The organism is Bacillus sp. TCT6 (assembly GCF_056033845.1).
Window position 1 is genome coordinate 927,168 of record NZ_JBVYHX010000001.1, and the last position, 14,194, is coordinate 941,361.

Below are 14,194 nucleotides of genomic sequence, written 5' to 3' on the forward strand. Positions count from 1 at the left end.
TTCCCCTCCGTCAAAATATTACTAGAATTATTATACTATAAAAGCTATAATAAGTACTAGAAATAATTTTTTGAAAATTATACACAATTAAAGGTCTGATTTTAAGATGATGGTAGCAATGTTAACGTATCCCTTTACGAAAAATTAAAAATATAAACATTTTATTAAAAATTTTAACAAAAAAACAAAAAACTATATTCACAATCGTCGTATTATATGTATAATGAAAATTGTAGAAACTTGGAGATTATTCTTTCAATTCTACTTTTTAACAAGTGAGGGTACAGGAAGTGCAATTAGGGGAGGCAACACAACATGAAGAAAAAGATACCGTTATTACTTGCATCAACTTTAACTGCAAGTATGTTGCTTGGCGCGTGTAGCTACCAAAAAGATGATGCAAAAGCAAAAGGGAAAGAGAACGCTACGAGTAGTAGTAACGGAAAACAGATTCTTAATTTAACAGAGTTATCTGAAATTCCGTCAATGGATGCATCATTAGCATCTGACTCTTCATCTTCTACAGCATTAAATAATACGATGGAAGGTTTATATCGTATTGGCAAAGATCAAAAGAGAATGCCTGGCGTTGCAGAAGATGTCGAAAAGCTAGATGATGGGAAGAAATACATATTTAAATTAAGAAAAGATGCGAAATGGTCAAATGGGGAACCTGTAACAGCTAAAGACTTTGTGTATTCATGGAAAAGAGCCGTAAATCCAGATACAAAAGCAACGTATTCGTACATTATGTTCGATATTAAAAATGCAGAGAAAATTCATAAAAAAGAATTACCTGCTGACCAATTAGGTGTAAAAGCGATTGATGATTATACATTAGAAGTGGAATTAGACAATCCCGTTCCTTACTTTATCGATTTAACAGTTTATCCAGTATTTTACCCGCTAAATGAAAACTTTGTAAAAGCACAAGGTGATAAGTTTGGTTTAGAGGCAAATACAACATTATATAACGGTCCATTCGTTATGAGTGATTGGAAACATGAACAAAGTTTCCAATTCAAGAAGAATCCTTCATATTGGGATGATAAAACGGTTAAAATCGAAGAAATCAACTTTAATATTGTAAAAAATACAGCAACTGATGTAAATTTATATGAGACAAACGCGATTGATCGTGCGGCTTTAACGTCTGAATTTGTTGATAAGTTTAGACAAAGCCCAGAGTTCCAAACAAGAAAAGAAGCAGGGGTTGCTTACTTAAGATTTAATCAAAGTAATCAGTACTTAAGTAATAAAAACTTAAGAAAAGCAATTTCAATGTCCTTTGACCGTGATAACATTGCGAAAGTTATTTTAAATAACGGTGCAATTGGAGCTTACGGATTTGTTGGAAAAGATTTCGCTGAAGGTCCGAATAAAAAAGATTTCCGAGCTGAAAATGGAAAGCTAGTTGAAACAAATCCAAAAGAAGCGAAAAAGCTTTGGGAAACAGCGAAGAAAGAGCTTGGAACTGATAAAATCGAACTAGAATTCTTAAACTTTGATAATGAAGATGCTAAAAAAGTTGGTGAATTCTTAAAAGGTGAGATAGAAAAGAACTTACCAGGTTTATCAATTAAAATTAAACAGCAACCATTCGCACAAAAAAATAAATTAGAAGATTCTCAGCAATATGATATTGCGTTTGGTATTTGGGGACCAGATTTCCCAGATCCAATCTCATATTTAGATATGTTTGTTACGAATGGTTCTCAAAATAAAACAGGGTATTCTAATCAGAAGTATGATGAGTTAATCCTAAAAGCTAAAACAGATACAAAAGATTTACAAGCTCGCTGGAACAACCTTCTAGAAGTAGAGAAGATGTTAATTAAAGAGGATGCAGTTATCACTCCAATCTTCCAAAAAGGTTCAGCGTATGTAGTAAAAGGTGCTGTAAAAGATATTATCCCAATTAACTATGGTGGTAAATTAACTTACAAATGGGCATCTGTTGAACAAAAATAATCTTTTTTTTCCATCGTTTACAAGGGTATATGCCTATGATGGGCATATGCTCTTATTTTAAAAAAATAAAAGTAAGAATATTTTAAACTATCTTATTGCTTTTGAGAAAAACGGGGAGGTGCTTGACTATGGGACGTTATGTATTAAAACGTTTCGTGTACATGGCTTTGACATTATTTTTAATTACTACACTGACTTTCTTTTTGATGAAATTACTTCCGGGTTCTCCGCTTAAAAACCAGGAGAAGCTATCACCGGCACAAAAAGAAATCATTCTTGAAAAATACGGATTAAATGATCCGGTACCAGTTCAATACGCACGTTACTTAGGTAACTTAGCAAAAGGTGATTTAGGGGTATCATTCCAATATGATAACCGCCCAGTAACAGACATGATTGTGGATCGTATTGGACCATCAGCCCAATTAGGTTTACAAGCGATTATATTAGGGACATTTATCGGTTTAATTTTAGGTATTGTTGCCGCACTTCGTAATAATACGTGGGTGGATTATAGTGCAACAGTTATTTCGGTACTCGGAATGTCGGTACCATCATTCGTATTCGCCGCATTACTACAATATTTCGTAGGGGTAAAACTTGGTTGGTTCCCGGTAGCATTCTGGAAAGGACCAGAGTTTACTGTAATGCCTACAATTGCATTATCGATGGGAGTTATCGCAACAATCGCACGTTTCTCTCGTGCAGAATTAATTGAAGTTATGCAGTCAGACTATATTTTAACAGCGAAAGCAAAAGGAATTAGTCAAGGCGTTATCATTGTAAAACACGCACTTCGTAACGCGTTAATTCCAGTTGTAACAATTTTAGGACCAATGGTTGCGGCATTAATTACAGGAACACTTGTTATCGAGCAAATTTATGCTGTACCAGGACTTGGGGAACAATTCGTTAAATCGATTACTTTAAATGACTATACAGTTATTATGGGAACTACGATTTTCTATAGTGCAATCTTCATTTTAGTTATTTTCATTGTCGATATTTTATACGGAATTATTGATCCTCGTATTCGTTTAGCGGGAGGGAAAAAATGATGAAAGATGTACAAAAATTATCTCCAGATTTATTTCAACAAGCCAATCAAAATAATGTTGATAATGAAGTCATTGCCCGTCCAAGCTTAACGTTTTGGCAAGATGTAAGAAGACGTTTGTTCCAACATAAAGGTGCGATGCTTGGCCTTGTATTATTAGTAATCATTGCGCTATTAGCGATTTTTGGACCGATGGTAAGTAAACACTCGTATAAAGAGCAAGATTTAGGTCGTGCGAAATTACCACCAAAAATTCCAGTTATTGAAAATGTTCATTGGTTACCATTTGACGGTACAGATCAATATGGTGTTGACCAATATGAAAAACGTGATATTAAAGAGTACTTCTGGTTTGGTACAGATGATCTTGGCCGTGACTTATGGACAAGAACATGGGAAGGTACACGCGTATCATTATATATCGCTCTTTTAGCAGCAGCAATTGACTTAGTAATTGGGGTTGCATACGGAGGTATTTCAGCATTCTACGGCGGTAGAGTAGATAATATTATGCAACGTATTATGGAGATTATTAACGGTATTCCATACTTAATCATCGTTATTTTAATGGTAATCATTATGGGATCTGGTATTTGGTCAATTACACTCGCGATGGCGATTACGGGTTGGATAGGGATGTCGCGGATTGTTCGTGGACAAATCCTAAAGTTAAAAAACCAAGAATATGTATTAGCATCTCGTACATTAGGTGCAACAAATACACAATTAATTGTGAAACATTTAATTCCAAACGTAATGGGACCTATTATCGTAATGACAATGTTCACAATTCCATCAGCGGTGTTTGGTGAAGCGTTCTTAAGTTTCATTGGTTTAGGAATTCAGCCACCATTCGCGTCACTTGGTTCTCTTGTAAATGATGGTTATAAATCTATTCAAACGTATCCACACATGATGTTCATCCCTGCGGTTGTCATCAGTATGTTAATTCTAGCATTCAACTTAATGGCAGATGGATTACGCGATGCGTTAGATCCAAAAATGCGTAAGTAAATGAGGAGGGAGAAGTAAAAATGAAAACATTGTTAGAGGTAAAAGATTTACAAGTCTCCTTTGATACACATGCAGGTGAAGTACAAGCAGTGCGCGGAGTTACTTTTGATTTGAAAAAAGGGGAAACATTAGCGATTGTAGGAGAGTCTGGTTCTGGGAAATCAGTTACTTCTAAAGCGCTAATGGGGTTAATCCCAAATCCTCCAGGCCGTATTAAAAATGGAGAGATTGTATTTGACGGTCGTGATTTAACGAAATTAACGGAAAAAGAAATGCAGCAAGTTCGTGGTAAAGATATCGCGATGATTTTCCAAGATCCAATGACATCATTAAATCCAACGATGACAATTGGGAATCAAATTATGGAAGGTCTTATTAAACACCAAGGGATGAGTAGAGGAGACGCACGTAAAGTTGCGTTAGAATTAATCGACCTTGTAGGTATTCCAAATCCAGAAGCACGTTTAAAACAATATCCTCACCAATTCTCAGGTGGTATGAGACAGCGTGTAGTTATTGCGATGGCGTTAGCTTGTAACCCGAAATTATTAATTGCCGATGAGCCGACAACAGCGCTAGACGTTACGATTCAGGCGCAAATTTTAGAGCTTATGAAAGACATTCAGCAAAAAACAGAAGCGGCAATTATTTTCATTACGCATGACTTAGGTGTAGTAGCAAACGTTGCTGACCGAGTGGCAGTTATGTATGCTGGTAAAGTTGTTGAAATTGGAACTGTAGATGAAATTTTCTATAATCCGAAACATCCATATACTTGGGGCTTAATCGCATCTATGCCAAGTTTAGATGGTTCAGAGGAAGAGTTATACGCAATTCCTGGAACGCCTCCGGATTTATTGAAGCCGCCAAAGGGTGATGCTTTTGCACCACGTAACCCACAGGCGCTGAAAATTGATTTTGAAATGGAACCGCCTTTATTTAAAGTAAGTGATACACACTATGCGGCAACTTGGTTACTTCACGAGCAAGCTCCAGAAGTAAAACCGCCGGCAGTTGTTGAAAAACGTATTCTTCAAATGAAAGCAGGTGAACAACATGACTAAACAACGTGAGAAATTAATTGAAGTAAAAAATGTAAAGCAGCACTTCGACGTGAGTGGTGGTGTTGTCAAAGCGGTTAATGATATTTCATTTGATATTTACCGCGGAGAAACATTTGGTCTTGTAGGAGAATCAGGTTGTGGTAAATCAACAACTGGAAGAACGATTATTCGTTTATATGATGCAACTGCTGGTGAAGTATTATTCGATGGTGAAAACGTACATGGTAAGAAATCACGCACAGAATTGAAGAAATTCAACCGTAAAATGCAAATGATTTTCCAAGATCCATACGCATCACTAAATCCTCGTATGACAGTAGGGGATATTATCGCAGAAGGTATTGATATTCACGGATTAGCGAAAAGTAAAAAAGAGCGCATGGACCGTGTTCATGAACTACTAAACACAGTTGGTTTAAATAAAGAGCACGCAAACCGTTTCCCACACGAATTCTCAGGTGGACAACGTCAGCGTATCGGTATCGCTCGAGCGCTTGCTGTAGAACCAGAATTTATCATTGCCGATGAGCCGATCTCAGCACTTGACGTATCGATTCAGGCGCAAGTTGTAAACTTACTGAAAAAGTTACAAAAAGAAAAAGGGTTAACATACTTATTCATTGCCCATGATTTATCGATGGTAAAATACATTAGTGACCGCATCGGCGTAATGTACCGTGGTCAAATTGTAGAACTGACAACAAGTGAAGAGTTATATGCGAATCCAGTTCATCCATATACGAAATCACTATTATCAGCAATTCCGCTACCAGATCCAGATTATGAGCGTAATCGTAAACGTATCGTATACGATCCATCGCAGCATGATTACGGTAGCGAAGTGCCAACAATGCGTGAAATTCGTCCAGGACATTTCGTACTATGTTCTGAAGCAGAGTATAAGAAATATAAAGAAATCTATCAATAAAAAAAGAGCCATTCTTCCATTGCGGAAGGAGGGCTCTTTTTTCTACTATATAAAATTACTAAACTTGAACAGAAATACTCTCTTCTTGTTCTTCAGGTTTAACTAGTGCGTAACGTTCCCACGCTCTACTTTTCCAGCGGAAGAACATAATAATGGCACGTGTCCATTCGTCGATGGCGATCGCTAGCCAAATACCCACGAGCCCCATATCTAAATGAAAGGCGAAAAAGTAACCTAGTGGTAAACTCATTAACACCATAGAAAATGCACCGATTAAAACAGGATATTTTGCATCACCAGCTGCACGAAGCGAATTAATGATGACGATGTTCATCGTACGTCCCGTTTCAAGTAGTACACTTAGTAAAAGAACACTTGCGCCTAACCCGATAATGTGCGGATTATCTGTAAACAGTCCCATTAATTGTGTACGGAATGTAATAACGAGAGCGACCATACATAAAGTTACACCAATCGCCCATTTTACACTTTTCCACAAACGTTCGTATGCTTCATCCTTTTCGCCACCACCAACAAGGCGGCCAATAATAATGGCTGTTCCCATACCAATCGCAATTGCAAATAAATAAGTGAACATGGAAATGTTAGTAGCGTATTGTCTAGCAGCTAATGATTCCGTTCCTAAGTACGTTGCGTAATAAAGGAAGACGATTTGACAAGCTTGATACATCACTTGTTCAAATGCAGATGGAATGCCGATTTTTAAAATTTTTCCAATGTATTCTTTGGATAAAGTGAAGTAATATTGTAATTTCACACGATATTCCATAACGCGATATAGTAACCAGAAGAAAACAATAAGTGCGATCAATCGACTGATAGCGGAAGAAATTGCAGCCCCTTGTACACCGAGCTCAGGGAAACCAAATTTCCCGAAAATGAGTACGTAGTTTCCAGCGATATGAATAATATTCATTCCGAGTGAAATAAACATCGCTTGCTTTGTAAAACCGTGTACACGGATAATTGCGGCTAATGAGTTAATGATAGCTTGCAGGAAGATTGCCCCTCCGACGATAGATAAGTAGTTTTGCGCATACGTTAGTACATCGCCTTGTAAGTTCATTGCGAGCATCATATGTTTCGAAAATAAAAGAAAACCAGCGCTTATAACGAGCCCAACTATTAAATTTAATGTGACGGCTAATGCTGATATTTTAGATGCTTCCATAAAGCGTCTGGAACCGAGGTATTGAGATACAACGATAGCAGCGCCGTTCCCGATGACTTCTAATACCAAAATCGCAATATGGAGATATTGATTCGCTGCACCAACCCCAGATACAGCATCGTCTGATAATGCACTTAACATGAAAGTATCAGCGATCCCCATCAACATAAAAAGAAAAACTTCTAGAAAAATAGGCCATGTTAATAAGAATAAACTTAATTTCTCTGTCGGCCCATTTTTTGCCTGAATTGCTGTCATGTCCGTCCCCTCTTTACCGATATCTATTTTTAGCAAAATGTATCGTAACATACTTTCTTATCCTTTGCACTCATTTTAGCCTATATATTTTTAATATGAAGGGCCTGCTATTTTATGTTGAAAAGGGTGGGATAATTATACATAAAATATTATAAAATATAAAATTTATTTTTCTCTGATAATTTAGAAAAATATAAAAATAATTATTTTTGGCACTTTAGTAAGGAAAATAGACAATATAAAACGTTTACAAAGATATATTTTTTAACACAAAATTTTAATGAAATAGAAATATAAATATACAAAAAATATATTTGTGTGTATAATATGAATTATTAGAACATATATATATTTCTTTCTGTTTGAAAATGAAAGGGCTAACATTTTTTGGAGGGTGGAAGTATGAAAAAAAAGATACCAGTTTTTGTAGTATCAACAGTAGCAATGAGCATGATATTAGGGGCATGTAGCTACCAAAAAGATGAACCGCAAGCAAACGCAAAAGGGGATAGCGGGAAAAGCGGTGCGAAGCAAGTTATTAATCTAACAGAAGTGTCTGAAATTCCGACAATGGATACAACACTTGCCTCGGATGCTGCTTCTTCAAAAGTTATGAATAATACAATGGAAGGGCTATATCGACTTGAGAAAGGCGATAAGTTAGTTCCAGGGGTAGCGAAATCCCATACGAAATCTGAAGATGGCAAAAAATATACATTTAAATTGCGTGAAGACGCTAAATGGTCGAATGGTGATTCTGTAACAGCAAAAGATTTTGTATATGCATGGCAAAGAGCTGTTAACCCTGATACGGCAGCAAAATCAGGATATATTATGCTAGATGTGAAAAATGCAGAGAAAATTAATAAAAGAGAGCTATCACCGGATCAATTAGGTGTAAAAGCGATAGATGATTATACATTAGAAGTTGAATTGGATAATCCAGTTCCATACTTTCTCAATTTAACGGTATATCCACTATTTTTCCCATTAAATGAGAAGTATATGAAAGAACAGGGAGAAAAATTTGGTTTGGAAGCAAATACAACTTTGTATAACGGTCCATTTGTATTAAATGAATGGAAACATGAACAAAGTTTCCAATTAAAGAAAAATCCAAATTATTGGGATCAAAAAGAAGTGAAATTAGAAGAAGTTAACTTTAATGTTGTAAAAGATACAGGAGCAGCTGTTAATTTGTATAATACGAATGCGATTGACAGAGTTGGTTTATCAGCGGAATTAGTTGATAAGTATAAAGGACAAAAAGACTTTAAAACAATTAATGATCCAACTGTATTCTTCTTGCGTTTTAATCAAAAAAATCCGGCTTTAGCTAACAAAAATATTCGTAAGGCTATTTCTAGTGCATACGATCGAGATGGTATTGGAGAGGTTATTTTAAACAACGGTTCTAAGGGAGCTTATGGTTTAGTACCATCTGATTTTGTTAAAGGACCAGATAAGCAAGATTTCAGAAAAGAAAATGGAAAGCTTTCGAAAGTCGATGTGAAAGAAGCGAAAAAATTTTGGGAAGCAGGCAAGAAAGAATTAGGTAAGGATAAAATAGAACTAGAATTTTTAAACTTTGATAATGAAGAATCTAAGAAAATTGGTGAGTATGTAAAGGGAGAATTAGAAAAGAATTTACCAGGTCTAACAGTAACAATTAAGATGCAACCATTTGCACAAAAATTAAAACTTGAAGATAGTGGACAGTTTGATATTTCATTTACTGGATGGGGACCTGATTTCCCTGATGCAATCACATTCCTTGATATGTTTATAACAGATGGTTCACAAAATAAAATGGCTTATTCTAATGCTCAGTATGATGACATTATTAAAAAGGCAAAGCAAGAAGGCTCAGATGTAAAAGGACGTTGGGATGAACTGTTAAAAGCAGAGAAAATTTTATTTGAGGATGCAGCAATTGCGCCGGTATTCCAACGTGGCAGATCTATATTAGAAAGAGAAACGATTAAAGATGTGTATATCCACAAATATGGCGGTGAATTAAGCTTCAAATGGGCATCCGTAGGGAAATAAAAAAAGCAGGCTAACCACCTGCTTTTTTTAATACGTGCGTTTCTTATAAATGCCTTTTCCGCCAACTTGATTCCAGCCGGATTGTACATCCAAACTTTTGTTAACAAACTTCATTTTTTCTTTTCCGCCAAAGAGCTTTTCGCCAATGCTATTTGTAATGACACCAATCAATGCTGTTATTCCGATGATGAGGGCAGCAACCGTAATAAAATCAACAAAAAAAGCAATCATTTGCAAACTCCCCCTTTGCCTGTCTGTATGTTTATTGTATGAGATAAAAAATAAAAAAGAAAGAAATGTCAGAAAAAAATTAATTTACTTTAGAAATCGTGTGGACAGGAGGGAGAATATTTGTTAAAATAAGAACAAATGTTCCTTTTCATTCTCATTTGTATAGTCTTACATTTCTTAATTGATTTATCAGGAAAAAGTAAGAAAACGTTCTTTTTTTCATAGGGAAGATTATAGATAAATAACTATATATTATATGAAAAATCTAGGGGGAATGAGTACTGAAAGGGTTGAAAGTTATTGTTCAAGTACAGATAAATTGAGCGTAATCATGTTACATAGCAGTGGAATACACGGAAGGGTTTTCTCAACTAGCAGGAAATTTACTGTATATTTCTTGCAAAATCTATTGTATAATGATTATAGAAGTTACTTATTAAAAGTAATTGTTGTTTATTATAAGTTGTTGCTTACATGAAATGCGATTTTTGTACTTTTCAATAAGACAAGTTATCGCGAAAAATTGCTGAAGTTAGAAATTAAAACTGTATTTAGTACAGAATTTGTACTCTTTAAGGAGAGTGAGCTTTGTATGGTAACATTATATAGTTCTCCAAGCTGTACGTCTTGTAGAAAGGCGAAATTATGGCTAGAGGAAAATCATATTCCCTATACAGAACGTAATATTTTCTCAGATCCATTAACAATTGAGGAAATTAAAGAGATTTTACGTATGACAGAAAGCGGAACGGATGAGATTATTTCTACTCGTTCGAAAGTTTTCCAAGAATTGAATGTAAACTTAGAATCTTTACCACTTCAAGATTTATATAAGATGATTCGTGACTATCCAGGGATTTTACGTCGTCCAATTATGATTGACGAGAAACGCCTTCAAGTTGGTTACAACGAAGACGAAATTCGCCGTTTCTTACCACGTACAGTAAGAACGTTCCAATTACGTGAAGCACAACGTCTTGTAAATTAATTATAATAATATGAAAACCTTCTACCTATTATATAGTAGAAGGTTTTTTTTAATGTTTCACATTGCGTAATCGAACTTGTTGTACGATAAAGCCGATGCATAAAATAGTGAAAATGAACAAATAAGGAATGCTTGCAGTGAAACTTGGGTTGTTATGAAAAAAGGTGGCAAGTCTGTCTTCATGTGTAACCATTTTTCCTGCAGTATAGGCAAGAATCGCTGCACCGCAATAAATGAGGAATGGAAATCGTTCCATAAGTATTAAAATAAGTTTGCTACCCCAAATAATAATAGGGATAGAAATGAGTAAGCCAATTATGACGAGTAAAAATCTCCCGTGAGCTGCACCTGCAATGGCAATAACATTATCAAACCCCATAACGAGATCCGCGAAAACAATTGTCCGCACAGCTTGGAATAAAGTTGTTTTTCCTTGAATAGCAGAAAGATCGTTGTTATTATCAGTTAATAAATTGACTGCAATTAATGTAAGTAAAACCCCGCCAATCAGTTGTAGAAATGGAATGTCGAGTAAATAGACAGCTAATATAGTAAGGGCAATTCTTAGTACGATTGCTAAAAGAGTACCAATCAAAATAGCTTTATTTCGTTTCGATTCAGGTAAATTTCGGCTAGCTAGTGCGATGACAATTGCATTGTCACCACCTAATACAACATCGATACCGACAATCATTAGTACGGATGTTAAAAACTCTAAGTCCATTCGTCTGCCTCCATTTATGATGTTTTAATAAGCGAACTGTATGTATGTGATGAAGAAAGTTGTTGTTAAATAATCTCTTCCAATAGAAGTTTCACTTTATTAAAGTGTACGGGGGAATGTGGAAATGTATGTCCAAATTTTTTGTAAGTAAGAAATCGCTATAATAATATATTTATGTAGTTGATCGAGTAAAGATAGGCATATAACTATTTTTGTAAAATAAATCGATTTTATTTCCATTCTGGAGAATCTTATCATAAAATGAGAGTACAAGAATCTATTGATTTGTCATATGAGTGGGGAATCCCTTCATAACAATTCTAAGCAGGAAGGGAGAGTTGTATTTTGGATATTGAAAGAATTAATGATCATACGATGAAATTTTTTATTACGTACATTGATATAGAGGATAGAGGATTTAATCGTGAAGAAATTTGGTATGATCGCGAACGAAGTGAAGAGCTCTTTTGGGAGATGATGGACGAAGCTCGTGATCATGACGATTTCTTTATTGATGGGCCGTTATGGATTCAAGTGCAAGCAGTCGATAAAGGGATTGAAGTACTTGTCACGAAAGCAGAGCTTTCAAAGGACGGACAAAAGCTGGAACTACCGATAGGGGTAGACAAAATTATAGATATTCCTCTAGATGAAGGCATCGAATCATTATTCCAACAAGAGTTAGTCGAAGAGGTAGAAGAACAAACAGGAACAAACTTTAATGAAGATGGTACGTTTGGCTTTTTAATTAAATTTAATGATTTTGAAGATGTCATTTCATTAAGTCATCGTCTTATCTTTGAAGATATAAAAGATGAGCTGTATTCATTTGAGAACCGCTATTATGTATATGTGGAATTCGATGAAGTGCTACATGATGAAGAAGAAATCGATCGTATTTTAAGTATTATTTTAGAATATGGGGAAGAATCAACTTTAACAATTCATCGTGTAAGTGAGTATGGAAAACAAATTGTGAAAGAGCATGCGCTTGAAACGATTCGCAATAATTTTCCTGCTAAAACGTAGGCCGATTTCTGTAGTATGAAATCGGCTTTTTATATGAAGAATAGGAAAGCTTTCTTAGTTAGGAGGTAAGAGATGAAAAATACGTTAAAGCTGATTTTCTTTATCCTGCTATTGTTCGCATTATTTGTTTCGTTACGTATGTTTATTGATGTAGCATTTTATTCAGATGTGATTGGGATAAAAGATGTTTCGATTTTAGGTATTATTAGTATTTTATTTACAGTATCTGCGTTTTTAATTGGTTGCGTTATTTTCTTAGAAAATCGCCATCCATCTAAAACACTTACATGGTTAATTGTGTTAGGGATTTTTCCGGTATTTGGCTTCTTTGCTTATTTATTATTTGGACAAAATTTTCGGAGAAAAAGAATGTTTCAAAAGAAGGCGTTACTTGATGAACAGGCGTTTTTACAATATAAAGGGCATGAAGATTACGAAGAAAGAATTTTACGCAATCATAAGCATCAAGAGCTGTTATTTCGTTTAGCGGATCGCTTAGGCGCTTTAAATATTTCATTTCAAACTGAAACGAGGACATTAACAAATGGAGATGAAACGTTTCAGGCCATTTTAGATGGATTAAAACGAGCAAAACATCACATTCATATGGAATATTACATTGTGCGTGATGATAAATTAGGAACAGAAATTAAAGATATTTTAATACAAAAATCAAAAGAAGGCGTTGCTGTTCGTTTTTTATATGATGCGGTTGGAAGTTTTAAGTTATCAAAATCGTATATTGAAGAATTAAACGATGCAGGTGTTGAAATGATTCCGTTTTTTCCTGTGCGCTTTCCGATTTTAAACGATAAGATTAATTATCGAAATCATAGGAAAATTGTTGTGATTGATGGGAACGAAGGGTTTGTAGGCGGATTAAATATCGGTGATGAGTATTTAGGGAAAAGTAAATATTTTGGCTTTTGGCGAGACACGCATTTGTATTTACGTGGTGAAGCGGTTCAAAGTTTACAGCTTATTTTCCTTCAAGATTGGTTTTATATGACTGGAGAGGCTGTGCTAGCTCCTGAATATTTACAAGCAAAAGCAGTTGAGGGTGATCATTGGGGAGGCGTGCAGCTCGTTGCAGGCGGCCCTGATAATAAGTGGGAAACGATTAAGCATTTATATTTCGCAATGATCGCTTCTGCTCGGAAATCTATTTGGATTGCAACGCCGTATTTCATTCCGGATGATGATATTTTATCCGCATTAAAGGTAGCTGCGCTTGCTGGTATTGATGTTCGTTTGTTAATGCCGAGTAAGCCTGATAAGCGTACTGTCTTTTACGCATCGAGATCGTACTTCCCAGAGCTTTTAGATGCAGGGGTAAAGATATATGAGTATGAAAAAGGTTTTCTCCATAGTAAAGTTGTCATTGTCGATTCTGATTTAGCTTCAATTGGGACAGCTAATATGGATATGAGAAGTTTTCATTTGAATTTTGAAGTAAATGCCTTTTTATATGATACAGATAGCATTAAAAGACTTGTTCAAGACTTTAAAGATGATTTAGAAGAATCAAGTGAAATTCATGTCGATCATTTTCATAAAAGGCGTCTTCATAGACGAATTGTTGAATCAACGTACCGGTTATTATCCCCTTTATTATAAAAAGAGATGTCCGAAATTGGGACATCTCTTTTTTTAAAGGAATTTGTAATAAATTGTAGAATGTAAAGAGCT

13 protein-coding genes are annotated in these 14,194 nt (G+C 35.2%); 10 read left to right on the forward strand and 3 right to left on the reverse strand.

The window, feature by feature from the left end; translation table 11 throughout:
• Positions 1-315: 315 nt before the first annotated feature.
• The 5 genes from AC0ONG_RS04645 (at position 316) to AC0ONG_RS04665 (ending at position 6,034) form a co-directional block, all read left to right on the forward strand.
• The gene (locus tag AC0ONG_RS04645) at positions 316-1,971 is read left to right on the forward strand and encodes a peptide ABC transporter substrate-binding protein (protein ID WP_098437614.1); all 1,656 of its coding nucleotides are present in this window, start codon (positions 316-318) and stop codon (positions 1,969-1,971) included.
• Positions 1,972-2,099: 128 nt separating this feature from the next.
• Complete coding sequence (opp3b, locus tag AC0ONG_RS04650; RefSeq protein ID WP_000534168.1) at positions 2,100-3,029, forward strand: oligopeptide ABC transporter permease; 930 nt, start codon at positions 2,100-2,102, stop codon at positions 3,027-3,029.
• Positions 3,026-4,042 (forward strand): oligopeptide ABC transporter permease, encoded by a 1,017-nt coding sequence (opp3C, locus tag AC0ONG_RS04655; RefSeq protein WP_000974107.1) that lies wholly within the window; start codon positions 3,026-3,028, stop codon positions 4,040-4,042. The genes opp3b and opp3C overlap by 4 nt, the downstream gene beginning before the upstream one ends.
• Before the next feature lie 20 nt (positions 4,043-4,062).
• Entirely contained in the window at positions 4,063-5,106 is a 1,044-nt protein-coding gene (locus tag AC0ONG_RS04660) for an ABC transporter ATP-binding protein (RefSeq protein WP_000854341.1), read from the forward strand.
• The gene (locus AC0ONG_RS04665) at positions 5,099-6,034 is read left to right on the forward strand and encodes an ABC transporter ATP-binding protein (protein WP_000166354.1); all 936 of its coding nucleotides are present in this window, start codon (positions 5,099-5,101) and stop codon (positions 6,032-6,034) included. Before AC0ONG_RS04660 ends, AC0ONG_RS04665 begins: the two co-directional genes overlap by 8 nt.
• A gap of 58 nt (positions 6,035-6,092) precedes the next feature.
• Here AC0ONG_RS04665 and AC0ONG_RS04670 read toward each other — a convergent pair whose 3' ends face one another.
• Positions 6,093-7,535: an MATE family efflux transporter gene (locus AC0ONG_RS04670; RefSeq protein WP_003309213.1), complete on the reverse strand. Its 1,443-nt coding sequence runs from the start codon at positions 7,533-7,535 to the stop codon at positions 6,093-6,095.
• Positions 7,536-7,886: 351 nt separating this feature from the next.
• On the opposite strand from AC0ONG_RS04670, the gene AC0ONG_RS04675 reads away from it, so the two are divergent.
• A complete protein-coding gene (locus tag AC0ONG_RS04675) occupies positions 7,887-9,533 on the forward strand; it encodes a peptide ABC transporter substrate-binding protein (RefSeq protein ID WP_133963942.1) in 1,647 nt (548 codons plus the stop codon).
• Positions 9,534-9,560: 27 nt separating this feature from the next.
• Here AC0ONG_RS04675 and AC0ONG_RS04680 read toward each other — a convergent pair whose 3' ends face one another.
• Complete coding sequence (locus AC0ONG_RS04680; RefSeq protein ID WP_000559983.1) at positions 9,561-9,764, reverse strand: hypothetical protein; 204 nt, start codon at positions 9,762-9,764, stop codon at positions 9,561-9,563.
• Between AC0ONG_RS04680 and AC0ONG_RS04685 the strand changes: the two genes are divergently transcribed.
• Both AC0ONG_RS04685 and spx read left to right on the forward strand, forming a co-directional pair.
• Complete coding sequence (locus tag AC0ONG_RS04685; protein WP_080117684.1) at positions 9,691-9,891, forward strand: dithiol-disulfide isomerase; 201 nt, start codon at positions 9,691-9,693, stop codon at positions 9,889-9,891. The two genes, AC0ONG_RS04680 and AC0ONG_RS04685, sit on opposite strands and share 74 nt — an antisense overlap.
• Positions 9,892-10,356: 465 nt before the next feature.
• On the forward strand, positions 10,357-10,752 hold the full coding sequence (gene spx, locus AC0ONG_RS04690) for a transcriptional regulator Spx (protein WP_000258267.1): 396 nt from the start codon (positions 10,357-10,359) through the stop codon (positions 10,750-10,752).
• 49 nt (positions 10,753-10,801) lie between these two features.
• Here the strand turns inward: spx and AC0ONG_RS04695 are convergent, their stop codons facing one another.
• Positions 10,802-11,476: a TerC family protein gene (locus AC0ONG_RS04695; protein WP_000362600.1), complete on the reverse strand. Its 675-nt coding sequence runs from the start codon at positions 11,474-11,476 to the stop codon at positions 10,802-10,804.
• Between the two features lie 345 nt (positions 11,477-11,821).
• On the opposite strand from AC0ONG_RS04695, the gene mecA reads away from it, so the two are divergent.
• Positions 11,822-12,505 (forward strand): adaptor protein MecA, encoded by a 684-nt coding sequence (gene mecA, locus AC0ONG_RS04700; protein ID WP_000350716.1) that lies wholly within the window; start codon positions 11,822-11,824, stop codon positions 12,503-12,505.
• Between the two features lie 72 nt (positions 12,506-12,577).
• The gene (locus tag AC0ONG_RS04705) at positions 12,578-14,122 is read left to right on the forward strand and encodes a cardiolipin synthase (RefSeq protein WP_016077972.1); all 1,545 of its coding nucleotides are present in this window, start codon (positions 12,578-12,580) and stop codon (positions 14,120-14,122) included.
• Positions 14,123-14,194: the final 72 nt, after the last annotated feature.

Bases quoted from the DNA above. Each gene is read 5' to 3' on its own strand.
- AC0ONG_RS04645 (WP_098437614.1), top strand. From the start codon at position 316: ATGAAGAAAAAGATACCGTTATTACTTGCATCAACTTTAACTGCAAGT.
- opp3b (WP_000534168.1), top strand. From the start codon at position 2,100: ATGGGACGTTATGTATTAAAACGTTTCGTGTACATGGCTTTGACATTA.
- opp3C (WP_000974107.1), top strand. From the start codon at position 3,026: ATGATGAAAGATGTACAAAAATTATCTCCAGATTTATTTCAACAAGCC.
- AC0ONG_RS04660 (WP_000854341.1), top strand. From the start codon at position 4,063: ATGAAAACATTGTTAGAGGTAAAAGATTTACAAGTCTCCTTTGATACA.
- AC0ONG_RS04665 (WP_000166354.1), top strand. From the start codon at position 5,099: ATGACTAAACAACGTGAGAAATTAATTGAAGTAAAAAATGTAAAGCAG.
- AC0ONG_RS04670 (WP_003309213.1), bottom strand. From the start codon at position 7,535: ATGTTACGATACATTTTGCTAAAAATAGATATCGGTAAAGAGGGGACG.
- AC0ONG_RS04675 (WP_133963942.1), top strand. From the start codon at position 7,887: ATGAAAAAAAAGATACCAGTTTTTGTAGTATCAACAGTAGCAATGAGC.
- AC0ONG_RS04685 (WP_080117684.1), top strand. From the start codon at position 9,691: ATGACACCAATCAATGCTGTTATTCCGATGATGAGGGCAGCAACCGTA.
- AC0ONG_RS04680 (WP_000559983.1), bottom strand. From the start codon at position 9,764: ATGATTGCTTTTTTTGTTGATTTTATTACGGTTGCTGCCCTCATCATC.
- spx (WP_000258267.1), top strand. From the start codon at position 10,357: ATGGTAACATTATATAGTTCTCCAAGCTGTACGTCTTGTAGAAAGGCG.
- AC0ONG_RS04695 (WP_000362600.1), bottom strand. From the start codon at position 11,476: ATGGACTTAGAGTTTTTAACATCCGTACTAATGATTGTCGGTATCGAT.
- AC0ONG_RS04705 (WP_016077972.1), top strand. From the start codon at position 12,578: ATGAAAAATACGTTAAAGCTGATTTTCTTTATCCTGCTATTGTTCGCA.